The organism is Bacillus sp. FMQ74 (assembly GCF_001875785.1).
GTDB classification, from domain to species: domain Bacteria; phylum Bacillota; class Bacilli; order Bacillales; family Bacillaceae; genus Bacillus; species Bacillus stercoris.
Genome location: NZ_MOEO01000001.1, coordinates 78,662 through 101,962 on the forward strand (window position 1 = coordinate 78,662; position 23,301 = coordinate 101,962).

At 44.4% G+C, this 23,301-nt stretch carries 25 protein-coding genes; 11 read left to right on the forward strand and 14 right to left on the reverse strand.

The window, feature by feature from the left end; all coding sequences use genetic code 11:
- Positions 1-173 precede the first annotated feature (173 nt).
- Both akrN and BLL41_RS00430 read left to right on the forward strand, forming a co-directional pair.
- On the forward strand, positions 174-1,169 hold the full coding sequence (gene akrN / locus BLL41_RS00425; protein ID WP_071576386.1) for an aldo/keto reductase AkrN: 996 nt from the start codon (positions 174-176) through the stop codon (positions 1,167-1,169).
- A gap of 134 nt (positions 1,170-1,303) precedes the next feature.
- Entirely contained in the window at positions 1,304-1,903 is a 600-nt protein-coding gene (locus BLL41_RS00430) for a 1-acylglycerol-3-phosphate O-acyltransferase (protein WP_003233335.1), read from the forward strand.
- Positions 1,904-1,961: 58 nt separating this feature from the next.
- Here BLL41_RS00430 and BLL41_RS00435 read toward each other — a convergent pair whose 3' ends face one another.
- Both BLL41_RS00435 and cueR read right to left on the reverse strand, forming a co-directional pair.
- Positions 1,962-3,296: a hemolysin family protein gene (locus tag BLL41_RS00435; protein WP_071576387.1), complete on the reverse strand. Its 1,335-nt coding sequence runs from the start codon at positions 3,294-3,296 to the stop codon at positions 1,962-1,964.
- 60 nt (positions 3,297-3,356) lie between these two features.
- The gene (gene cueR / locus BLL41_RS00440) at positions 3,357-3,788 is read right to left on the reverse strand and encodes a Cu(I)-responsive transcriptional regulator (RefSeq protein ID WP_071576911.1); all 432 of its coding nucleotides are present in this window, start codon (positions 3,786-3,788) and stop codon (positions 3,357-3,359) included.
- A 157-nt stretch (positions 3,789-3,945) separates the two neighbouring features.
- Here cueR and BLL41_RS00445 point away from each other — a divergent pair, with 157 nt between their 5' ends.
- Together BLL41_RS00445 and BLL41_RS00450 are read left to right on the forward strand one after the other, a co-directional pair.
- Positions 3,946-5,127, forward strand: coding sequence for a pyridoxal phosphate-dependent aminotransferase (locus BLL41_RS00445; RefSeq protein WP_071576388.1), 1,182 nt, complete (start codon positions 3,946-3,948; stop codon positions 5,125-5,127).
- Between the two features lie 329 nt (positions 5,128-5,456).
- Entirely contained in the window at positions 5,457-6,842 is a 1,386-nt protein-coding gene (locus BLL41_RS00450) for a hemolysin family protein (protein ID WP_071576389.1), read from the forward strand.
- A 13-nt stretch (positions 6,843-6,855) separates the two neighbouring features.
- Here BLL41_RS00450 and crcB read toward each other — a convergent pair whose 3' ends face one another.
- From crcB to BLL41_RS00465, 3 genes are read right to left on the reverse strand one after another with little or no spacing between them, the layout of a single operon-like run.
- Positions 6,856-7,212 carry a fluoride efflux transporter CrcB gene (gene crcB, locus BLL41_RS00455; RefSeq protein WP_071576390.1) on the reverse strand — a complete coding sequence of 119 codons (357 nt, stop codon included), beginning with the start codon at positions 7,210-7,212 and terminating at the stop codon, positions 6,856-6,858.
- Positions 7,209-7,604 carry a fluoride efflux transporter FluC gene (locus BLL41_RS00460; RefSeq protein ID WP_071576391.1) on the reverse strand — a complete coding sequence of 132 codons (396 nt, stop codon included), beginning with the start codon at positions 7,602-7,604 and terminating at the stop codon, positions 7,209-7,211. The genes crcB and BLL41_RS00460 overlap by 4 nt, the downstream gene beginning before the upstream one ends.
- A complete protein-coding gene (locus tag BLL41_RS00465) occupies positions 7,591-8,322 on the reverse strand; it encodes a glycerophosphodiester phosphodiesterase (RefSeq protein ID WP_071576392.1) in 732 nt (243 codons plus the stop codon). The genes BLL41_RS00460 and BLL41_RS00465 overlap by 14 nt, the downstream gene beginning before the upstream one ends.
- Positions 8,323-8,555: 233 nt before the next feature.
- Between BLL41_RS00465 and BLL41_RS00470 the strand changes: the two genes are divergently transcribed.
- The 3 genes from BLL41_RS00470 to srtN all read left to right on the forward strand — a co-directional run bounded on the left by BLL41_RS00470 (position 8,556) and on the right by srtN (position 10,741).
- Positions 8,556-8,663: a YhdX family protein gene (locus BLL41_RS00470; protein ID WP_003224203.1), complete on the forward strand. Its 108-nt coding sequence runs from the start codon at positions 8,556-8,558 to the stop codon at positions 8,661-8,663.
- 149 nt (positions 8,664-8,812) lie between these two features.
- The gene (gene mscY, locus BLL41_RS00475) at positions 8,813-9,928 is read left to right on the forward strand and encodes a small-conductance mechanosensitive channel protein MscY (protein WP_071576393.1); all 1,116 of its coding nucleotides are present in this window, start codon (positions 8,813-8,815) and stop codon (positions 9,926-9,928) included.
- Positions 9,929-9,997: 69 nt separating this feature from the next.
- Positions 9,998-10,741 carry a sirtuin NAD-dependent deacetylase gene (srtN, locus tag BLL41_RS00480; protein ID WP_071576394.1) on the forward strand — a complete coding sequence of 248 codons (744 nt, stop codon included), beginning with the start codon at positions 9,998-10,000 and terminating at the stop codon, positions 10,739-10,741.
- Positions 10,742-10,764: 23 nt separating this feature from the next.
- Here srtN and BLL41_RS00485 read toward each other — a convergent pair whose 3' ends face one another.
- Complete coding sequence (locus BLL41_RS00485) at positions 10,765-11,613, reverse strand: polysaccharide deacetylase family protein (protein ID WP_071576395.1); 849 nt, start codon at positions 11,611-11,613, stop codon at positions 10,765-10,767.
- A 284-nt stretch (positions 11,614-11,897) separates the two neighbouring features.
- On the opposite strand from BLL41_RS00485, the gene dat reads away from it, so the two are divergent.
- Complete coding sequence (gene dat / locus BLL41_RS00490; protein WP_014663368.1) at positions 11,898-12,746, forward strand: D-amino-acid transaminase; 849 nt, start codon at positions 11,898-11,900, stop codon at positions 12,744-12,746.
- 42 nt (positions 12,747-12,788) lie between these two features.
- Here dat and nhaC read toward each other — a convergent pair whose 3' ends face one another.
- Together nhaC and BLL41_RS00500 are read right to left on the reverse strand one after the other, a co-directional pair.
- The gene (nhaC, locus tag BLL41_RS00495) at positions 12,789-14,150 is read right to left on the reverse strand and encodes a Na+/H+ antiporter NhaC (RefSeq protein WP_071576396.1); all 1,362 of its coding nucleotides are present in this window, start codon (positions 14,148-14,150) and stop codon (positions 12,789-12,791) included.
- A gap of 126 nt (positions 14,151-14,276) precedes the next feature.
- Complete coding sequence (locus BLL41_RS00500) at positions 14,277-14,777, reverse strand: universal stress protein (RefSeq protein ID WP_071576397.1); 501 nt, start codon at positions 14,775-14,777, stop codon at positions 14,277-14,279.
- 163 nt (positions 14,778-14,940) lie between these two features.
- On the opposite strand from BLL41_RS00500, the gene BLL41_RS00505 reads away from it, so the two are divergent.
- The 3 genes from BLL41_RS00505 to bmrD all read left to right on the forward strand — a co-directional run bounded on the left by BLL41_RS00505 (position 14,941) and on the right by bmrD (position 18,997).
- Positions 14,941-15,102: a hypothetical protein gene (locus tag BLL41_RS00505; RefSeq protein ID WP_071576398.1), complete on the forward strand. Its 162-nt coding sequence runs from the start codon at positions 14,941-14,943 to the stop codon at positions 15,100-15,102.
- 119 nt (positions 15,103-15,221) lie between these two features.
- Positions 15,222-16,979, forward strand: a complete 1,758-nt coding sequence (bmrC, locus tag BLL41_RS00510; protein WP_071576399.1) for a multidrug ABC transporter ATP-binding protein BmrC — start codon at positions 15,222-15,224, stop codon at positions 16,977-16,979.
- Positions 16,976-18,997, forward strand: coding sequence for a multidrug resistance ABC transporter ATP-binding protein/permease BmrD (gene bmrD / locus BLL41_RS00515; RefSeq protein ID WP_071576400.1), 2,022 nt, complete (start codon positions 16,976-16,978; stop codon positions 18,995-18,997). Before bmrC ends, bmrD begins: the two co-directional genes overlap by 4 nt.
- 49 nt (positions 18,998-19,046) lie before the next feature.
- Here bmrD and BLL41_RS00520 read toward each other — a convergent pair whose 3' ends face one another.
- The 6 genes from BLL41_RS00520 to spaC form a co-directional block, all read right to left on the reverse strand.
- On the reverse strand, positions 19,047-19,667 hold the full coding sequence (locus tag BLL41_RS00520; protein WP_071576401.1) for an SDR family oxidoreductase: 621 nt from the start codon (positions 19,665-19,667) through the stop codon (positions 19,047-19,049).
- 38 nt (positions 19,668-19,705) lie between these two features.
- Positions 19,706-19,831: a hypothetical protein gene (locus BLL41_RS22305; protein WP_083427886.1), complete on the reverse strand. Its 126-nt coding sequence runs from the start codon at positions 19,829-19,831 to the stop codon at positions 19,706-19,708.
- A 104-nt stretch (positions 19,832-19,935) separates the two neighbouring features.
- Positions 19,936-20,139, reverse strand: a complete 204-nt coding sequence (sspB, locus tag BLL41_RS00525) for a beta type acid-soluble spore protein SspB (protein WP_003233287.1) — start codon at positions 20,137-20,139, stop codon at positions 19,936-19,938.
- Positions 20,140-20,351: 212 nt separating this feature from the next.
- A complete protein-coding gene (locus tag BLL41_RS00530) occupies positions 20,352-20,570 on the reverse strand; it encodes a YheE family protein (protein ID WP_080487948.1) in 219 nt (72 codons plus the stop codon).
- 150 nt (positions 20,571-20,720) lie between these two features.
- The gene (yheD, locus tag BLL41_RS00535) at positions 20,721-22,082 is read right to left on the reverse strand and encodes a spore coat associated protein YheD (RefSeq protein WP_071576402.1); all 1,362 of its coding nucleotides are present in this window, start codon (positions 22,080-22,082) and stop codon (positions 20,721-20,723) included.
- Complete coding sequence (gene spaC / locus BLL41_RS00540) at positions 22,072-23,163, reverse strand: spore coat associated protein SpaC (RefSeq protein WP_014663379.1); 1,092 nt, start codon at positions 23,161-23,163, stop codon at positions 22,072-22,074. The genes yheD and spaC overlap by 11 nt, the downstream gene beginning before the upstream one ends.
- Positions 23,164-23,301: the final 138 nt, after the last annotated feature.

Below are 23,301 nucleotides of genomic sequence, written 5' to 3' on the forward strand. Positions count from 1 at the left end.
TACACGCATAAGAAAGGTTTAAAGTTGCACATTACATGCAAACGGCTTTTTTATACCTAATCAAACACCATTCCTATATAGTACCCAAAAATGCCCGCAAAAGATAGTGCGGAGAAATGTTTAACAATTTTGTCAGCAGGGAAAAGACAGTAAAAAAGTGAAGGAGTGGCACAATGGAATATACCAGTATAGCAGATACAGGAATAGAAGCCTCCAGAATCGGCCTCGGCACATGGGCCATTGGCGGAACGATGTGGGGAGGCACTGACGAAAAAACATCGATTGAAACAATCCGCGCCGCTCTTGATCAGGGGATTACACTGATTGACACCGCGCCGGCTTACGGCTTCGGGCAGTCCGAGGAAATCGTCGGAAAGGCAATCAAAGAGTACGGCAAAAGAGACGAGGTGATTCTCGCAACGAAAACGGCTCTGGACTGGAAGAACAACCAGCTCTTCCGCCATGCGAACAGAGCGAGAATTGTAGAGGAAGTTGAGAATTCTTTGAAGCGGCTTCAAACAGACTATATTGATCTTTATCAGGTGCATTGGCCCGATCCGCTTGTGCCAATTGAAGAAACAGCGGAAGTCATGAAGGAATTATATGATGCGGGAAAAATCCGGGCGATTGGCGTAAGCAATTTTTCAATTGAGCAAATGGATACATTTCGTGCCGTCGCACCTCTCCATACGATTCAGCCTCCATATAATCTGTTTGAAAGAGAGATGGAAGAGAGTGTCCTTCCTTATGCGAAAGATAACAAGATAACAACATTATTATACGGCAGTTTATGCAGAGGGCTGTTAACAGGCAAAATGACCGAAGAGCATACATTTGAGGGAGATGATCTGCGTAATCACGATCCGAAATTCCAGAAGCCCCGCTGTAAAGAGTATCTTTCTGCTGTCAATCAATTGGATAAGCTGGCGAAGACACGTTATGGAAAATCAGTGATTCACTTGGCTGTTAGATGGATCTTAGACCAGCCGGGAGCGGATGTCGCTCTTTGGGGGGCAAGAAAGCCTGAGCAGCTTGAGGCGCTATCTGAGATTACAGGCTGGACGCTGAATAGTGAAGATCAGAAAGATATCAATACCATATTGGAAAATACAATTTCAGACCCAGTCGGACCGGAGTTTATGGCCCCGCCGACCAGAGAGGAAATATAACAAAAGCTGAGGGCGAATCCTCAGCTTTTTGGCGTTTTAACGGGAGAAATCTTAAAAATTAGTACCAGGTAATAAAAAATATTGTTATAATAGATGACAGAAAGAATCATTGATTACGACAAAGGAAGTGCGATATGTATAAGTTTTGTGCAAATGCTTTAAAAGTTATTCTTTCTCTTCGCGGAGGAGTGAAGGTGTATAACAAAGAAAACCTTCCGGCCGATTCAGGTTTTGTCATCGCGTGTACACATTCCGGCTGGGTTGATGTGATTACACTCGGAGTCGGGATTCTTCCTTATCAAATACACTACATGGCGAAAAAAGAGCTTTTTCAAAATAAATGGATCGGTTCGTTTCTGAAGAAAATTCATGCCTTTCCGGTAGATCGGGAAAATCCCGGGCCAAGCAGTATTAAAACACCGATTAAGCTGCTGAAAGAAGGAGAGATTGTCGGTATCTTCCCAAGCGGAACAAGAACCTCTGAGGACGTGCCTTTGAAAAGAGGTGCGGTGACAATTGCGCAAATGGGGAAAGCTCCGCTTGTTCCTGCTGCATATCAGGGCCCTTCAAGCGGAAAAGAATTGTTCAAAAAAGGAAAAATGAAGCTGATTATCGGTGAGCCTCTTCACCAGGCTGACTTTGCCCACCTGCCGTCAAAGGAAAGACTTGCAGCAATGACAGAGGCTTTGAATCAGCGGATTAAAGAATTAGAGAATAAACTTGATCAGCTATAAGGCGTTAGCCTGAAACTGTGATAATAAGAAAAGCACCTTGTATAAGGTGCTTTTCTTATTATGCTTCCTGCTGGTTAGCAGTCTCGAGAAGTTCTTCTTCTTGAAGCTTTTTCACTTCAATATATGCGACGTGGTGGCCGTCAATTTCATTAATGATGAATTCACAGCCTTCTTCGATGATGGAATCATCTTTTTCAACATCGTATTTTTGAGTAAGGAACCAGCCGCCGATTGTATCGACTTCTTCGTTCTCTAAATGAATGTCGAGCAGGTCGTTTACTTGGTCAATTAGCACTTTTCCGTCAAGAATATAATGGCCTTCGCCGATTTTGCGGATTTCGCTAATTTCATCAATATCAAATTCATCGCGGATTTCACCGACAATTTCCTCGATGATGTCTTCAACCGTTACAAGCCCGGCAGTGCCGCCGTATTCATCAGACAAGATGGCCATGTGGACCCTCTCTTTTTGCATTTTGACAAGCAGGTCTTGGATCGGCGCAGATTCAATGACATGAATGATCGGATTGACGAATTGAGAAATGGTCGAATCAACAGATACCTCGCCGCTGATGCAGGCTGTCAGCACTTCTTTTATGTTAATAACCCCGATAATGTTATCTTTATCGCCTTCTTCCACAGGGTAGCGGGTATATTTTTCAATCTGAATGATGTCCATCATTTCAGAAATCTTGATATCATGCGGAAGGCTGACAATTTCGGTCCGCGGAATCATAATTTCTTTCGCGAGCCTGTCGTCAAATTCAAAGATTTTATTCACATATTTAAACTCTGACTGGTTAATTTCACCGCTTTTATAGCTTTCAGACAAAATGATTCGCAGCTCTTCTTCAGAGTGAGCCAGTTCGTTTTCTGAAACGGTCTCCAGGCCAAATGCTTTTGTCAATAACCGTGCGGAATTGTTCAAAAGCCAAATGAACGGGAACATAATGCGGTAAAACCAAATCAGCGGTTTCGCAAACAGCATAGACACTGATTCCGCCTTTTGGATAGCGACTGTCTTAGGTGCAAGTTCTCCGACAACAACGTGCAGGAACGTGATAATGGCATACGCAAAAATAAACGATATGACATGTGAAAGGGAACCTGGAACGTTCAATTTTACGAAAAGCGGGTGAAGCAGCCTTTCAATCGTTGATTCACCTAAAACCCCTAATCCGATGGAAGTCAGTGTAATTCCGAGCTGACACGCAGATAAATATTCATCAAGATGCGTGGTCACTTTTTTTACGGCTATTGCTGCTTTATTTCCTTCCGCGATCAGCTGATCGATCCGTGAGCCTCTGATTCTGATAATGGCAAACTCAGATGCCACGAAAAATGCCGTCAGGGCGATTAAAACAGCAACTAAAATCAAATTCACTATGTCCAATTAGAACCTTCACTCTAGCAATGAGAATGAAGGTAACACCTCCTGTTAGATAAAATGGTTTTAACTTAACAGCAGCATAAATGATTGGAACACGGCGAGCTTTTCAGGCGGGAGTTTGCTTTTCAGCTTGTCACGATCCTCAGGCTTCAGCCGTTCAAACCGATGCAAGATTCCGGAGATGTTTTGATTCATATGATCAATTTCTAATGCCAGATTTCCAATTTCATCATCAAGTTTAGCTGAAGAGGGAAACTGGTTCTCCAGTCGATCTTTAATATCGGACAGGGCCAATCGCTGCTTCTTGCAATCTACAATAAATATAAGTCGTTTGAGTGCATTTTTGTCGTAGTAACGGTAATTTGAACAGGATCTGGCCGGCGTAAGCAGACCGAGATTCGTATAATAATCAACTGTCCGTTTCGTTACTCCGGCGAGCGCCGCTAGTTCACTGATGCGATAAGTCTCAGCCCCATCTATATCCCTCCCAACCATCACGTTATAGTTATGAGAATAGTTTAATATATGAACGGTGTCTTGCACAAGTTTATTGTTTTTTCCCAGACGGGAATTGGAAGCTGTGGAATTCATGATCTGATTGAAGTAACATAGGAAGATAGAATTTTCAAATTATCGTACACGGAAGGGACAGATGAAATTGGCTGGGTTATCCCGGGAAGTTGAAGAAAACTTAAATAAAGGATCTTGGATTCGCAAGCTGTTTGATGAAGGTGCAAGACTGAAGAAAGAGTTCGGGGAAGACCAGGTATTTGATTTTTCACTCGGCAACCCGATTGTTGAACCTCCTGAAGCTTTTAAGAGAGCGTTAATAGCGGAAGCTGAAAAAGGCAGCCACGGATACATACAAAACCAAGGTCTTCCGGCAGCGAGAGAAAAAGTCGCGCAATTTCTGGGGTCACGTTTTGAAGCTGATTTCCAAGCGGAGCGGATTGTCATGACGGTGGGCGCGGGCGGCGCTTTGAATGTTGCATTAAAAAGCATCATAAACCCTGGGGAAGAAGTCATTATTCTCGCACCTTATTTTGCCGAATATAAGTTGTATATTGAGAACTATGGGGGCAAGGCCGTCAGCTGCCCATTGACAGACCGGTTCGAGATCGACATTGAAGCTGTAAGGCAATCGATCACCCCGCAGACGAAAGGGCTGATTCTCAATACACCGCATAACCCGACAGGCACTGTTCTCAGCCAGAAAAATATAGACGATTTAGGCGCTTTATTAAAAGAAATAGAAGAAAAAAGCGGCCAGACGATTTATGTGCTGTTTGATGAACCGTACAGTCAATTAGTCTATGATGAAGAGCTGGCAAATCCGTTTCAATCGTATCATCGTGTGATTTTGGCCAGCTCATTCAGTAAAGATCTCGGCATAGCCGGAGAGCGGCTCGGGTATATCGGATTGGACAGCCGAATGCCGGATGCGGGCCTTTTGATCAACGCTTTTGTGTATTGTAATCGAACGCTTGGATTTGTGAATGCCCCTGTTATGATGCAGCGGGCTGTGGCACGAATGGATGATTTAAGAGTAGACGCAAGCGCGTATAAAGAGCGCCGGGATTTAATGGTAGACATTTTAAGAGAAGCCGGTTTTGAATTTGAAATGCCAAAGGGGGGCTTCTTTGTTTTTCCGAAATCGCCGATTGAAGATGAAGTCGCATTTTGCATGCATGCCGCCCAAAAATACAAATTATTAATTGTACCGAGCAGCGGTTTTGGAATGAGCGGGCATTTTCGCTTATCCTTCAGTGTGCCGATCGAGCAGATTAAAAACTCACGGAATATTTTCGTTTCTTTATATAAAGATTTTGCTTAAGAAGGCAAAGAAAAAGAAAACAGTTTCCATGCTGTTTTCTTTTTTTATATTCACAAAATCCTTACTTCTCCAATTCAGGCGTCAGCAGAATTGACAAGCAGTGCGTGCAATTAAGGCTTTCTCTATAATAAAAGTCTAAAAATTAAAAATCATTTTTGGAATGAGTTGTGTTACAATAAAATATACAATTTATAATCAAACTTTGACTTTTGGAGGTGGTATGATGGGGCCCTCTGCTTAGGCAACAATACACCGCGTACCTCAATGTTAAGGAAAAATGATTATATCAGGAGGTGACTCCTTATCCTTTAATGAAAGGATAAGGTTAAATGGACGATATTGACAGTCTGATTTTAATTGGCGTGCTCATTGCTTTAACCGCGTTTTTCGTTGCAAGCGAGTTTGCGATTGTTAGAGTAAGGAGATCCAGAATAGATCAGCTTATCACAGAAGGAAACAAACGGGCGATACTCGCAAAGCGTGTCATTACAGATTTGGATGAATATTTATCCGCATCCCAGCTGGGCATTACATTGACATCAATTGGACTTGGCGTACTGGGTGAACCGGCCTTTGAACGGCTGCTGCATCCATTGTTTGAACCGCTTGGCTTGCCGGACTCGGTTTCTCATGCAGTCTCTTTTGCAGTCGCGTATGGCTTGATCACATTCCTGCACGTCGTTGTAGGTGAACTGGCCCCGAAAACGGTCGCGATTCAAAAGGCAGAGCAGCTGACCTTGCTGATAGCGGGTCCTTTGCGTTTATTCTATTTGCTCCTGTTTCCGTTTATTTGGATCCTCAATGGATCGGCGCGGCTTTTATGCGGAATGTTCGGTTTAAAGCCTGCGTCAGAACATGACGGTTCCCATTCTGAGGAAGAACTCAGAATGCTGTTGTCTGAGAGCTTAAAAAACGGAGAGATTAATCCGTCTGAATATAAATATGTGAATAAGATTTTTGAATTTGATAATCGGATCGCCAAAGAAATTATGATACCGCGGAAGGAAATGGCCGCTGTGTCAACTGAGATGACGATGGCCGAGATGCTTGAAGTCATGCTGAAGGAAAAATACACGCGCTGGCCAGTCACAGCTGGGGACAAAGACAGTGTGATCGGTTTGGTCAATACGAAGCATTTGTTTTCTGATTTGCTGTTTATGACAGAAGAAGAACGAATGAAGATGACGATCCATCCGTATGTGCGGCCGGTCATTGAAGTCATTGAAACGATCCCGGTTCATGATTTGCTGATTAAAATGCAGCGCGAGCGCATTCATATGGCCATTTTGTCTGATGAATACGGAGGAACCTCGGGACTTGTGACGACAGAGGATATTCTTGAGGAAATTGTCGGCGAGATCAGAGATGAATTTGATGAAGATGAACAGCCGCTGATCCAAAAGCTTGGTGACGGCCATTATGTGATGGATGGAAAGGTTCGGATCGATCAGGTGAACAGCCTTCTTGGCGCATCGATTCAAGAAGACGTTGATACGATCGGCGGACTGATATTAAAAGAAAACATCGATATTGAGGCTGGTGAATCCATTCGTATCGGTTCATATACGATAAAGGTGCTGAAGATGGACGGCCGATTAATCAAGCAAATCGATATAAAAGAAGAAGCCGGCAGCACAACAGGGATTACGGCGCACCACAAACTGCCGCTGCCCGAGCCTGTGATGCTGAACAGTGCAACCTTGAGCGAGAAATAAGCTCAAGGTTTTTTTACATTGAGATTGTCCAGCCGCACCAAAATGCCAATAATGACCCGCAAAGTGTCAGGGCGATGTAAAGGATGCTTTCCATTACACGTTTGGCCATTAGGAGTTGAACACTTTCAACGCTGAAAGTGGAAAAGGTCGTAAAGGCGCCAAAAAACCCCGTTCCGATGATAAGCGAAACCGAAGCATTTGTAACGTGAAGCCCTGTACATATTCCGAGCCCGAGAGCTCCGAGAATATTGACTGTCAGTATGCCAATGGGCAGGCTGAGACCTTTGGCTCTGGCGGTTATCGCATTGCCAAGCCAGAAGCGAAGCACGGCGCCAAGTCCGCCCCCTATGAAAATACCCGCTAGTGTCATCTTTCCTGCAGCCCCTTTCTTTGCTGAATGCCTGCTATGCGCCGTCCCGCAAAAACACCAATCAGTGCAAATATGATCCCTGATATCAATGAGACTGCCAGATACAAAACAGCCAGTGAGGGTTGTCCTTGCAAAAGCATCACTGTTTCCTTAGAAAACGTAGACATTGTTGTGAAGCCTCCGCAAAAGCCGGTGCCTAACAAAGCTGACAGCAGAGGATGTTTTGCCCCAATCATAAAAAATCCGGTCAAAATTCCTAATAGAAGGCTGCCTGCCGCATTTTCCAGCCAGGTTGCCGCAGGGAACTGACCGGTGTGTATCCATAAGTTTAATCCGTATCGGAGGCAGGCGCCAAGCGCGCCTCCGATAAAAACCGCGCTATATCTTTTCATGTTTGCCATCCTTTATGATCAAATCCGGGTAATCTGTAACGATGCCGTCCACACCCATGGCTCGTAATTTTGCCGCTGTCTTTTGATTGTTGACAGTCCATGCAAATATGTTTAAGCCGCTTTTATGGACGGAACCGATCATCAGACGGTTGAGCCGTGTGAATTTTATATTGACATAGTTTGCAAAAGAGCGGAAGGCCTTCAGCTGATTTCTGGACAGCATGCCAAAATTGGGTCTTGTAATGACCGCTGTCGGAATCGATGGATAAAGCTCGCGGAACCTTTGGACGGAGCGGAACTGAAAGGATTGGACAATATTATTGATAGAAAAAGAAAATTGCCCTAACAGCTGTCCAACCTCTTCTTCAATTCCGACTTGAGACGGATGGCCTTTTAGTTCAATTAAAAGGCCGATTTTTTTGTGGTAGCGCTTGAGCACTGCTTCCAGGGTCGGAATACGCTCTCCTTGAAAAGCGGGACCGTACCAGCTTCCTGCATCGAGTTTCTGCAATTCCTCCAAGGTAAAATCCTTAACAAAGCCCGATCCGTTTGTTGTTCGGTCAACTCTGTCATCGTGTATCACAACAATCTGCCTGTCTTTTGTAAGCTGGACATCCAGTTCAATCATATCTGCATTCATTTTCACCGCAAGGTCAAATGCGGCAATCGTATTTTCCGGAGCGTAACCTGATGCTCCGCGATGGGCAATGGTGTACAAGCTAAGTCAGCTCCTCGTATGGGCATTTCTGTTATTGTATCAAATCCATATATGCACCGCGATACAAACTGGTGAATTTTTTCTGCTATATCGGAATGGTCCAGGCTGAGTACAGCGTATAACTAAAAAAAGACATTCAGCGTATCTAAACATATTTCGTCAGAAAATTAGGCCGTTCGACATATTCACAAAACATTCTGTTCCTTTATAATAGCAAAAAAGGAGGCGAGATCATGGGAAAAGGGAGAATCAGAGTGGAGGAAAGAATTAAAGCCGAAACGGATGCTGAAATGCAAAAAGCAACTCTCCTTGATCAGACACAAACGAAAAAAAGTAAGTGACTGTCCCTATTGAATCTGGCTGATAGATGAATTGAGAAATGACCCCGGCGTTTCGCCGGGGTTTTGTGCTTGCAAAAGACATTTAAATAAGCATCTTTACGAATATTTTAGTATAATAAACAATCGATTGGGATAGAGGGGAGACAGTCATGCCAGATTATTTGCAACAGTATTTTACGCTTGATAACATCATACAAGTCGGCATCAGCTTGGCGATTTTGCTGGTGTTTCTTATACTGAGAAAATTGTTCACGAGATATTTCTTTAACCTGCTTTTTAATTTGACAAACCGGCCGAAAACAGAAATTTTTAAACAGGTGGTTCTGGCGTTTGATAAGCCTGCCAGATGGTTTTTTGTTGCCCTTGGGCTGTTTTTAGCGATCCGGTATTCACCGTTTTTTGACGAGCAAATGCCTGTCATCAGCAAAATATACCGTTCGCTGATTGTGGCGCTCTTGTCCTGGGGGCTTTGTAATTTGACCGCAACGTCGTCGTTTATCTTCCATAAAGTGAATCAGCGCTTTGATTTGGACATGGATGACATTTTGGCGCCGTTTTTATCCAAGCTGCTCCGTTTTGTGATCATAGCGCTCAGTGTCAGTGTGATCGCTCAGGAATTCAATTATGATGTCAACGGATTTGTAGCGGGCCTTGGTCTTGGCGGATTGGCTTTTGCGCTTGCTGCGAAGGATACCATCAGCAACTTCTTTGGCGGTATTATTATTATTACTGAAAAGCCGTTCACGATTGGTGACTGGGTGGAGACGTCGACGGTAACAGGGTCAGTCGAGGATATTACCTTTAGGAGCACGAGATTCAGAACAGCACAGGGGGCGCTTGTAACAGTGCCCAATTCTACGCTGTCGATGGAAGCGATCACGAACTGGACAAGAATGACCAAACGTCAGATTACGTTTTCCATCCATGTGTCCTACGCTACGCCGATTGAGAATCTTGAACGTTCCATTCGTTCTCTCAGAACAATGCTGCTAGAGCATGAGGGCGTTGATAATGAAACAATCATGGTCAACTTTGATACGTTTGCCGACAGCTACTATAATTTATTTTTTAATTTCTATACAAAAACAACGGTTTGGGCTGAAAACCTTGATATTCGAGAGGATATCAACTATAAAATTATTGAGATTTTAGGTGCGGAAGGCGTCCAGTTTGCATATCCCGGCCAAATGGTTGTTGTAAAGCAAAAGCACGAAAGCGACCCATTCCAGGTGAATCTAAATAAAGAGGAAAAGGAACGGGCTTAAAAGAGAGACTTCGTCTGACAGAGGCGGAGTCTTTTTCATGGTAAAATAAGAGAAAAAGGCGGTGTTGAGTTGGAAGCATTCAAAAAAATTCTAAATGAAGCACAGAGAATTGTCGTGTTGACTGGAGCGGGGATGAGCACAGAATCAGGAATTCCTGACTTTCGTTCAGCAGGAGGCATTTGGACGGAGGATGCCTCAAGAATGGAAGCGATGAGCCTTGATTATTTTTTAAGCCATCCGCGTCGGTTTTGGCCCAAATTCAAAGAATTGTTCCAGATGAAAATGAGCGGCAGCTTCGAACCGAATGAAGGGCATTTGCTTTTAGCTGAGCTGGAGAAACAAGGGAAGAAGGTCGATATTTTCACGCAAAACATTGACGGTCTTCATAAAAAAGCCGGGAGCAGGCATGTATACGAACTGCATGGTTCTATCCAGACAGCAGCTTGTCCGGCATGCGGCGCCCGATATGACCTTCCTCATTTACTGGAGCGGGAGGTGCCGGAGTGCACGGCGGCCGGAAATAATGGTGACATTTGCGGAAGGGTATTAAAAACCGATGTTGTTCTCTTTGGGGATGCCGTCTTGCACTTTGACACCCTTTATGAAAAGCTGGATCAAGCAGATCTTTTAATGGTTATCGGCACGTCTCTCGAAGTAGCTCCGGCGAGATTTGTGCCTGAGGATGCAAGTCTGATTCCCGGTATGAAGAAAGTCATCATAAACCTTGAACCAACGTATTGTGACAGCCTGTTTGACATGGTCATCCATCAAAAAATCGGCGAGTTTGCCCGAAGTTTGGGCATAAAAAAGTGAGCCGCCTTATGCGCCTCACTTTTTTATTCATGAACAGGAACCATTGTGTCCTCTAACACTCCGAAGGAATAGCCTTTTTCTTTTAATTTATTGATTAGCACCGGCAGCGCGTTTACGGTAGCGGGAAGATCATGCATGAGTATTACATTTGGGCGGCTTGAAGAGCTGTGTTCCATATTCTCAAGCTGCTGTAATACGGCGGTCACATACTGTGAATTCCGGTATTTCCAGTCCATGCTGTCGATCGTCCAATCCCAGTACACAAACCCATCTTTCTCCAGATTGCGAATTTGTGAGGCGGTTAGTGACGGCTTGCTTCCGTATGGCGTTCTGACAAGATCGGTTTTATATCCTGTAATGTCTTGCAGCGTGTCACGCGCCTCCTGCATTTCTTTTAACGGAGATGTCTCTGTTTGATAGAACAATCTGTTATTATGAGTCACGCCATGTAAACCGAGTGCATGGCCTTCCTTTTCTGCTCTTTTCACCGCCTGCTTGAATTCATTCATCCGCGGTGAAAGCATGAAAAATGTCGCTTTTACATCAGCACTTTTCAGGACGTCGAGCAAGCGGGTTGTAACGGCTGAAGGGCCGTCGTCGAAGGTTAAGTAAACTGTTTTATCTCCCATGTTCTGCTTTGTCTGCAGATGTTTTATCAGCAGGTCGGGGGAGTCGTTTTTCAGCTTAAGGCTTTCCTTCTCATCTCGAAGCTGGCCGTTTGTTGTGACTGTGACTTCCTTCGCTTTCGTTGAACTGTTGGAATAACCCAAAATCACCATAAGCAAAAGCAGCACACATAAAACTGCTAAACTTGCAAATTTAAAAGCAAGCGAAACTGCAGAAGGAGAAGCTTCTCCTCTCGTTTGTCGCATAACAATCTCTCCATTGGCATAAAATCTCTACATAATGCTGTACAGCAGGCAGCTTATGAAGATGCCATATGTTTACAACCTATGTATTACCAATCAAGTATACAGGAATAAAACTGGAAAGAACATAGAAAATTTGTCGAAATATCAGATTTTAAGGAAAAAATAAACTCCTTTCCGCTATAGATCTCTGGATCTTTCTGTTTTTCAGCATGTCCAGTATGATAGAATTAGTGACAATGACAGCTTGAAATACATCAGGGAAATCTCGAAAAGGGAGGGCTTTTATGAAGGTTTTAGTCAATGGCCGGCTGATTGGGCGCAGTGAAGCATCGATCGATTTGGAAGATCGCGGTTACCAGTTTGGTGACGGCATCTATGAAGTAATCAGGGTGTACAAAGGAGTATTGTTTGGATTACGTGAGCATGCAGAGCGCTTTTTCAGAAGTGCAGCTGAAATCGGAATTTCACTGCCGTTCAGCATAGAAGATCTCGAGTGGGACCTGCAAAAGCTTGTACAGGAAAATGCGGTCAGTGAGGGAGCGGTATACATTCAGACAACTAGAGGCGTGGCCCCGCGAAAACATCAATATGAAGCAGGCCTTGAGCCGCAAACCACTGCTTACACGTTTGCTGTGAAAAAACCGGAGCAAGAGCAGGCATACGGAGTGGCGGCCATTACAGATGAGGATCTTCGCTGGCTAAGATGTGATATCAAAAGTCTGAATTTACTATATAATGTGATGACGAAGCAAAAGGCCTATGAAGCGGGAGCATTTGAAGCCATTTTACTGAGGGACGGCGTTGTTACGGAGGGTACATCCTCTAACGTTTATGCCGTTATCAACGGGACGGTGCGAACACATCCGGCTAACCGGCTCATTCTCAATGGAATTACCCGGATGAATATTTTAGGGCTGATTGAAAAGAATGGGATCAAACTGGATGAGAATCCTGTCAGTGAAGAAGAGTTGAAACAGGCGGAAGAGATCTTTATTTCGTCAACGACGGCAGAAATTATTCCTGTCGTGACGCTAGATGGACAATCGGTCGGAAGCGGTAAACCCGGACCAGTGACAAAACAGCTTCAGGCTGCTTTTCAAGAAAGCATTCAGCAGGCTGCAAGCATTTCATAAAACAACGAAGAAAAGAGCCCGCTATTTGCAGCGGAGCTCTTTTTATTTTTTCACAAATCCAATCAAAATGGAGATCATTGGCGATATATAGAGGAAGAACGCAAACGGGAAGTAGTCTATGACGGGAACACCAAGCGCGCTCGCCATAAAAGCGCCGCTGACGCCCCAAGGGATTAACGGGTTAATTAATGTTCCGCCGTCCTCCAATGATCTTGTCAAAAATTTTCGCTGGATGTTTTGTTTGTCATATAAGGATTTAAATGATTGTCCCGGTATTAATATCGATAAATACTGTTCGCCGGTTGCCAAATTGACGCCGATGCTTGAGCAGACAGTTGCTGCAACAAGACTGCCTTTTGAGCGGATGCCTTTCATGACGCCTTCCAATAGTGCAGAAATCAATCCGATTTTTTCCATCAATCCGCCGAGTGCAAAAGCAATCATAATGAGAGAGACTGAGCCCATCATGGATTGCAGTCCGCCTCTGTTGATAATTTTAGCGGCTGCCTCATTGTCAGTGTCGAAACTCGTGCCATTTTGCAGAGCTGTCATAAACGCCTGCAGGCTGCTGTCGGGCACAAAAATAGCAGTCAAAATTCCCGAGGAAATAATTCCGGCAGCCAGAACGGGAATGACTGATACCCGTTTAATTGCCAGCAAAACGACTAAGAGCGGGGAAAGAAGGGCCCACGGTGTCACGGTTGCGGCATCTTTGATTACGGTTATGACTTGTTGAATATCATCGGTTGAAGCAGCGTTCACTGACACTGATGAACCGAGAAAATAAAAAAGAACGACAGTGATGAGCAAAGCTGGAATGGTTGTGCCTGTCATATGGCGAATGTGTTCGAAGATCGGTATTTCGCCTATTCCGGCGGCAAAGTTGGTTGTGTCCGACAGCGGCGACATTTTATCACCAAAACAAGCGCCGCATATGACTGCGCCTGCCGTCCATTCAAGCGGAACGCCTGCCGCGCTCGCTACGCCAATCAGTGCTACTCCGATTGTGCTTACAGTTGTCAGGCTTGAGCCAACAAGTGTGCTGATGATCATGCATGAAAACAAAGCGGTCAGCAGAAGGTGGCTTGGTTCAATAAAGGATAGTGCATACACCGTCACAGACGGTATAGCGCCGCTGTACATCCATGCGCCGATTAAGATGCCGATCAGCGCCAGAACGATAATCGGCTGTACGCCGTTTTTGATCCCCTCTACAATCCCTTTTTCAATACTCTTCCAGGAAAATCCGAACCATAGACCGGCTGCTGAAAGCATGACAACACATAAAAACAGCGGGATATGCGGTTCTACATGAAGAAAGAATAAGCAAGAAATAATAATGCATAACATGAATATAAATAAACCGACGGCTAACGGAAACGTCAGCTTTTTTTGAGAATCCAATATAACACCCCATAATTATCTTTAATGCTTTTGTGCTTTTGGGCACGAAAGCATTATAACAGAAAAAAACGAAAATCTATGTTTTTTCACAATTATGAATATAAAAGAAGTGAGCACAGAGCGTGCTCACTTTACAATCAGGACGGGTATATCCGATTTCGCTGAAAGCTTTTCACTTACACTTCCAAATATTAATTTTTTCAGCCTGTTTTGGTCTCTGCTTCCGGTTACGATCATATCGGCAGAAATGCGGTTCGCATGCTCGATAATTGATTCAGCCGGATCGCCTTCTAATATATCGATATCTCCATCTGCCTGCTGTTCATTCAGCATCATTCTGGCTTCGGCGATGACTTCTTCCGTACGGTCTTCATAGATGATTGGTTCAGGCGAAGCAACATCTGATATCAGCGGATCGGGAACACCTGTCATGCCTCCGCTGATATAGCTTGCCTCAGCTGCGGGTCTGGGCGGATCGATGACGGTTTGATTGTTTTTCATATCATGTGAATGGGCGACGGTAATAGCGGCATTTACGGTTTTAGCAAGATCAATAGCTGTCTGAAGCGCTTTCTTACTATTTTCACTTCTGTCAAACGCAACGATGATACGGTCAGCATGGAACATCCTTCTCACCCTTTCAAAGCGTCTTACAACACTACTACCCGAATTTGAGCACAATTAACCTTTTCCTATTCAAGTAATGATTGACAAAAAAAGGTTTTGTTTATATGATGATAAAAAGATGAAATCAGAATGGAAGGAGGGTTTGCTATGCCAAGGAATTTGCGTGTTTATCAAACAGTTTCATATTGGCGCGGCAAACCCTATGTTCTGTTTTCATGAACGGTTTTTTAGGCCTGGCCGCGCGCTGAAAAGCGCTGTGCATAACATATCGGTTAAAAAAGGCATGGAGCTGACGCTTCATGCCTTTTTTATATACAAAATCTAAGGAAAGACAGGTGTATGGGATGTGAAGACAAATACAGAGGTGATGGCTGTTCGTGCCAAATTGGATGAAAAAAGCTGCAAGGAAAAAATAGAAGGCGGCTGATGAGGAGATGGGGATAGATGTTTTCAGTATTGAAAAAGCTTGGCTGGTTTTTTAAGGTGTACTGGCTGCGCTATACGATTGCGATTGTCCTTTTATTAGCAGTCAATGTCATTGAAATGTTTCCGCCTAAGCTCTTGGGGAACGCCATAGATGATATGAAATCGGGGGCGTTTACTTCGGAAGGGCTGATGTTTTATATCGGTATCTTTTTTGTACTGACAGCAGTCGTGTATATGATGTCTTATTTTTGGATGCACCAGCTGTTTGGCGGTGCAAATCTGATGGAGAAAATTCTTCGTACGAAGCTGATGGGGCATCTGCTGACTATGTCGCCGCCGTTTTATGAAAAAAACCGGACAGGCGATTTAATGGCACGGGGGACGAATGATCTTCAGGCCGTCAGTTTAACGACAGGGTTTGGCATCTTGACGTTAGTCGATTCTACGATGTTTATGATGACGATCTTTTTGACGATGGGGTTTTTGATCAGCTGGAAGCTGACCTTTGCCGCCATTATCCCGCTTCCAGTCATGGCGATTGCAATCAGCCTATATGGAAGTAAAATTCATGAGCGGTTTACGGAGGCCCAAAATGCGTTCGGGGCGTTGAATGACAGGGTGCTGGAATCTGTTTCCGGCGTTCGGGTGATTCGTGCGTATGTACAGGAAACAAACGATGTTCGCCGGTTTAATGAGATGACCGCTGATGTTTATCAGAAAAATATGAAAGTGGCTTTTATTGATTCACTGTTTGAGCCGACGGTGAAGCTGCTTGTCGGCGCAAGCTATCTGATTGGGCTCGGCTACGGAGCGTTTCTTGTGTTCCGGAACGAGCTGACGCTTGGAGAGCTTGTGTCCTTTAATGTTTATCTCGGTATGATGATTTGGCCGATGTTTGCAATTGGTGAACTCATTAACGTGATGCAGCGCGGCAATGCGTCATTAGACCGGGTAAATGAAACCCTTTCTTATCAACCGGATGTGACAGATCCAAAACAGCCCGCTGATCTTAAAGAGCCTGGAGATATCGTTTTCAGCAATGTCAGCTTTACATATCCAAGCTCAACAAGCAGCAATATTCAGGATATTTCATTTACTGTACGAAAAGGGCAGACGGTCGGGATTGCCGGTAAAACAGGGAGCGGAAAAACGACAATTATTAAGCAGCTTTTGCGCCAGTACCCTCCAGGTGAAGGGAGCATCACATTTTCAGGCGTACCGATTCAGCAAATCCCTCTTGACCGGCTCCGCGGGTGGATCGGATATGTGCCGCAGGATCATTTGCTGTTTTCGCGGACTGTAAAAGAAAATATTTTATACGGAAAACAGGATGCAAGTGATGAAGAGGTTCAGCAAGCCATTGCCGAAGCATACTTTGAAAAAGATTTGCACATGCTTCCAGCAGGTCTGGAGACAATGGTCGGCGAAAAAGGCGTGGCACTGTCAGGCGGACAGAAACAAAGAATTTCGATTGCAAGAGCACTCATGGCGAATCCAGAGATCTTGATTCTGGATGATTCGCTTTCCGCGGTAGATGCCAAAACAGAGGCTGCGATTATCAGGAACATAAGAGAAAACCGCAAAGGAAAAACAACATTTATTTTGACGCACCGATTATCGGCTGTAGAGCACGCTGACCTGATCCTTGTGATGGACGGCGGCGTAATTGCTGAGAGAGGCACGCATCAAGAACTGCTGGCCAATAATGGGTGGTACCGGGAACAATATGAAAGACAGCAGCTGTTCACTGCGGAAGAAGGGGGAGCAGGGGCATGAAAATAGGAAAAACGTTATGGAAATACGCACTCCTTTATCGAAAATTGCTGATCACGGCCGTCCTATTGCTAGCTGTCGCCGTCGGTGCAGAACTGACCGGACCGTTTATCGGCAAGAAAATGATAGACGACCATATCCTCGGCATTGAGAAAACATGGTATGAAGCTGCGGAAAAAGATAAAAATGCCGTTCAGTTTCACGGAGTCTCATATGTCAGAGAGGACCGAATGGAGGAACCTGTTTCAAAATCAAAAGAAGCGCATATTTATCAAGTGGGAATGGCGTTCTATTTTGTTGATCAGGCTGTCAGCTTCGACGGGAATAGAACGGTTTCTGACGGGAAGCTGACGATCTCAAACGGAGACGAGAGTCGAACATATACTGCCGAAAAGCTGACTAAGCAGGAACTTTTCCAATTCTATCAGCCGGAAATAAAGGGAATGGTGTTTCTGATCTGCCTGTATGGAGGCTTGCTAGTATTTTCGGTGTTTTTTCAATACGGACAGAATTATCTGCTTCAGATGAGCGCCAATCGGATTATTCAAAAGATGAGGCAGGACGTGTTTTCGCACATACAGAAAATGCCGATTCGATATTTTGACAACCTTCCGGCCGGAAAAGTCGTTGCGCGGATTACCAATGATACGGAGGCTATCAGGGATTTATATGTCACCGTCCTTTCTACATTTGTGACAAGCGGAATCTATATGTTCGGGATATTCACGGCTTTGTTTCTGCTTGATGTGAAGCTTGCGTTTGTATGTCTGGCAATTGTGCCGATTATCTGGTTATGGTCGGTCATTTACCGAAGATACGCGTCATATTACAATCAAAAAATCCGCTCAATCAACAGTGACATTAACGCAAAAATGAATGAGTCAATCCAAGGCATGACCATTATTCAGGCTTTCCGCCATCAAAAGGAAACGATGAGAGAATTTGAGGAATTAAATGAATCACATTTTTATTTCCAAAACAGGATGCTGAATTTAAACTCCTTAATGTCCCATAATCTGGTCAATGTTATCCGCAATCTTGCGTTCGTCTGTCTAATCTGGCATTTTGGCGGTGCGAGCCTGAATGCGGCTGGGATTGTTTCTATCGGAGTGCTGTACGCGTTTGTCGATTATTTGAACCGGCTCTTTCAGCCGATCACAGGAATCGTCAATCAGTTTTCAAAGCTGGAGCTTGCTAGGGTCTCCGCCGGGCGTGTTTTTGAACTGCTTGAAGAAAAGAATACGGAAGAAGCAGGTCAACCGGCGAAGGAGCGTGCGCTGGGACGGGTTGAATTTCGTGATGTGTCATTTGCCTATCAAGATGGTGAGGAGGTATTAAAACATATTTCCTTTACTGCGCAAAAAGGCGAAACCGTAGCGCTCGTCGGTCATACCGGATCAGGAAAAAGCTCAATTTTGAATCTTCTGTTTCGTTTTTATGATGCGCAAAAAGGTGATGTTCTGATTGATGGAAAAAGCATTTACAACATGTCAAGACAGGAACTCAGATCTCATATGGGCATTGTGCTTCAGGACCCGTACTTATTTTCGGGCACGATCGGATCTAACGTAAGTCTGGATGACGAAAGAATGACTGAAGAAGAAATGAAAAAAGCACTGCGGCAAGTCGGTGCCGAGCCGCTTCTAAAAAAGCTTCCGAAGGGCATGAATGAACCCGTGATTGAGAAAGGCAGCACGCTATCCTCTGGAGAGAGGCAGTTAATTTCTTTCGCCAGAGCTTTGGCGTTTGATCCCGCGATTTTGATTTTAGATGAAGCAACGGCGCACATTGATACAGAGACAGAGGCCGTAATCCAGAAGGCGCTTGATGTCGTCAAACAAGGACGCACCACCTTCGTCATTGCTCACCGGCTTTCAACAATCAGAAATGCGGATCAGATTTTGGTTCTTGATAAAGGAGAAATCGTTGAGAGAGGGAACCACGAGGAACTGATGGCATTAGAAGGCCAATATTATCAAATGTATGAACTGCAAAAGGGACAGAAACATTCCATTGCATAACGCTCAAAAAACCCAAAACAATCGTGTTTTGGGTTTTTGGTTTATGTAGTCAATAAGCCAGTCCGACACGGTATCCGACATACTTACCTGTAACGAGCTCACGATATAGAAAGTCAGCAGTATCGCCGACCGAAATGCTTGTGCCGCCCTCAGGCAAAACGTTACGCTCCGTACGGTAAACGCCGGTTGCTGTTCCGTCCGGGAGGTAAGTGGGGCAGATGATTGTCCAGTCTAATGATGATTCTTTAAGCATTTCGTATACTTTTGCATGCTCCTTGGCTGCGCGGGTCTGCTTTCGTTTCGATTCATTTGTTTCAAACCGGAATTTTCCCGGTTCATATCGGGAATCAAGAATGCCTGCGGTGCCGATCGAAATAAGCCGTTTGATATGTTGTTCCTGCATCGTGGAGAGAATGTGTGACATAGCAGTTGACAAGGTATCATCACCATCTGTGCCTAGACAGCTGATCACAATTTCGGCATTCTCCATTATTTTTTTCACATCTTCTAAGCGGCGGGCGTTCCCCATGACGGTTCTGTCTTTTGAAAGGGGAAGATCAGCATATTGAGATCTGATCAGAGCGAAAATATCAAATCTTTCATCTGCTGCAGCTTGTGTTAAAAAGGCTTGTCCGACGCGACCGCTGCCTCCTAATAAAGCGATTTTCATCAAAAAACCTCCTCGCCTATCATTATAAAAGGATGTTCTCAGTTTGAACAGCGCGGGAAAGAATACCTGTACAAATAAACAGAACGATGGGAAACATATTCATGAATCATGGATACACTTACGAACTGAACCAGCTCCCAATTCACAATGGTGATTATTGACACCCCGATTCCCTCCCTTTTTTTCTAGGATATGTGGAGTAGGAAAAAAGGGTGACAAAATAAAGAGAGCGCGGAAACCGCGCCCTCTATAGCCATATATTGAATTGTTATTGAACTCTGCCGCCCATTTGCTGCTGAGCGAAAGATACTAAACGTTTTGTGATTTCTCCTCCGACAGAACCATTAGCGCGAGAAGTTGTGTCCGCTCCAAGGTTAACGCCGAATTCAGAAGCGATTTCAAGTTTCATTTGATCGATAGCCTGAGCTGCGCCAGGAACTAGTAAGTCATTTGAAGAGTTTTGGTTAGCCATGTGTAAAATCTCCTTTTTATTTAGTATGGTTGGGTTAACTGGAGTTGCACCAATCTGTGAACCCTTCTCGGGTGTCACTGCCGCCTCGGCGTAACCCAATGCTTTGCCGGCTTGTTACTACGTATTATGTTAAAATGGCCGGAAACTCATGCGGAGAATTGTGTGGTAAATCTTGAGAAAGCAAAAAAAAAAGCTTAGCCGTTTAGGCTAAGCTAGTCATAAATATGAAACAGCATCAGTTCATGTATCTCGTTTGTAAGAGCAGGCTCGTCAGCGCGGGCGGGAAACAAGTCTCCCCATTCAATCTCACCGCTCTTATGATAGATGCCTTCATAATGAGTTCCTTTAAAATAAAATGAAATTTTCCATCCGGGCAGCTTTTCTTTTGGGAACAAAGGTTTCCAGCTGAAATGAGAAATCATAACGGCCACGCTCCTTACATTTAGTATCAATTGGCCTGAATAAAAACGGCTTATGTTCATTGTATCACTGTTTCATAACACCATTGAAGAGGTCTTACAGATGCAGTTTGTCCCAGCTTTGGATAAAGATAAGCCCGCTTTATTAAAAAAGCGGACAGGTTACGAAGGCCACAGTGCTTCAGGGGATGTGATTGCTTTCTCAGATAAATATGACGCGTATTCAAAGCTTCTCCGCTTTGTCAGAGAATCAACATGATGCAAGTTTGGATGAGAAAAAATGCTCCGGCCCGGACGCGAATTCGCTTCAAACATCCATACTTTACCGTTCTGATCAATGCCAAAATCGAATCCGATCTCACCGATAAACCCCTCGATATGATCATGAAGGACATGGCTTGCCGTCAGCGCCGCTGCAGAAAGCTTTTTAATGACCTCAACTCTTTCAGCGGGATCATCGTATACTTCCGCAAGTGTCTTTACAGTGCCGCCGTTAGAAAGATGTGTTGTAATGCTGTTCTCTCCGGAAATTTTTGCGGCTATTGCTGTTACTGTCCATTTCCCTTTTCTGTTTTTATTGGTATGGACTCGGAAATCCGCTGGTTTGCCTTGAAATTCGATGAGATCAACACCTTGCTGAATGAGAAAGTCAGATGGGCTGTGCTGTTTTTGAAATTCTGCTAGAAAAGCGGCGGCATCGGGATAATCAATTGAAGTAAATGTTTTGGCGTCATTCGTATGCTTTACCGTCAGGCCGTCATCTGTTCTTGTCAGCTGATAAATGCCGGTGCCGAGTGCTCCGTTTGCCGGTTTGATATAGATTTTTTTGTATGCACCACAGAGCTCATCAATCAGCTCCACAGACGGTGTCAGCTCGGATCTAGGCAAAAAGGGTGCCGTTCTAGGATCTTTTTCGAGCAATTGATGAACGTTCCATTTATTGAAAAACGTTTTATTAAACCATGGGATCTGATATTCATCGATCAGCCTCTTTTTTGTATGTTGCAAGAGAAGTGAATCTTCAATTTTTCGGTTCGGCAAACGGTCATAAACGACGTTCGGCAATGGAACGATTTTTTTCTCCCAGCCGTTTTCCCTGTAAAGGAGCCCTTCAATCGTTCCTTCCTCCCAATTGATTTGGTGCGCGCCAAAAACGAAGCAGTAGCCTCCGGCTTGCTCGTGTAACGTGACAAGCTTAGAAAAAAAGAGGGAACGATCCTTAAATGGACGTTCAAGAGATACAGTAAACCCTGCCGTAAAGATGCCGACTAACGGCCCGATATGCACTGTATGATCATGAATCAGTATATCAGCCCTGCTTCGGTGGGGGAGCAAAAGCTCATGAAACAGATTTTCAGAGAGAAGCACGGTTTGTTCCAGATGCCGTCTGTAAGCAACATGGCATCTGACAACCTTCGTTCCGAACGCGGCATGTAAAAGTCCGTTTTGCTTCAGTGAAGAGGGCAGAAACAGGGTATTTTCACTGGTTTTGTCTATGCCGATCAAAAACCGTTTACGATTCACGCGGAAGAACTCCTTTCTGGCTTTGCTCAGAAAACAGGTACTGGCAGCGTTTTAGAGGACAAGTGTACAGCTGTTCTTTTTGTTCGGGTGAGACACGCAGGATCGACTTCCTGCCCGGTTTGGAATTGATATCTAAAATCCAAATTCTCCCGTCCTTCGCAAGACATATATCAAGGCCGAGTTCAAACAGCGGCCCGTAGCGCTCGTCAAGATAATAAGGAACCGATTGGGTAATCGAAAACACATCATCCAGTAAGACCACTTGCTGTTTTTTCGGTATATCCTCAAACCATGAGTCAAATGTCAGCGCATCAGATCCGCCTGACAAATTGGCCAGCAGCCCGTGTTTATATCCGCGCCGCACTGCCTTTCCGACTGTATTCCATTCACCTGCTTCGTTTTTTTCCATAAATAGGCGAATATCACAAGGGTATTGTTCCTTATCTTGAATGTTTAAGTAAGGCTGAAGCAAATATTGATGCTGAAGCACTTTTTTGCACCATGTTTTAAAAGAAGTCTGGTTGGAAAACGTTTTTGTCTGCTTATCCTTTCCGATGTGATAAGTAGCGGTGATGTTTTTCTTGCCTAGCTTCAAAAGAATCACGCCTCTGCCTCCTGCGCCGAATGCCGGTTTAAGGATACAGGCTTTTTCTTTGGATAAAAAGGAATGAATTTGTTCATAGCGGCTCACCTTCATTGTTTCCGGAATATAGGGGTTGATTACAGAATTCTGCTGCAAATCGTGAAGGACGGTCCACTTATCGGGAAGACCCCGCCCGATAAATTCCGTTTTCGGATATTTTTTAAGCCACTCAACGATTGGTTTTGCTTTTTGGGAATGTGAATCCTTGCCGTAAAAACAGCGATCATAAATATAATCTGGAATCGCCATTTCAGTTTCGTTCCATGTGCTGCTGGCGGAATGATAGACCGATGCTTTGACACGCAAGGTGTCAGGTAAAATATCAAATGGTGTAAACCGGACGAAACGTATGCCAAATTCGGGTGCTCTTTTGGCCAGTTCTGCGGAATAATCCGCTTCATGCTGGCGGGATAAGGACATAAAACCGAGTGTTATCATGATGAGACTCCCCCTTTTATTCAAAAGCTGCTGGCGGGTGTCAGCAGCTTTACGGTAAAAACATTCAGGATGAACGCAGCTGACAGTATTCTACTTTACAGATTACGATTCTTTACCTTGCCCTATTCCAAAAGAACA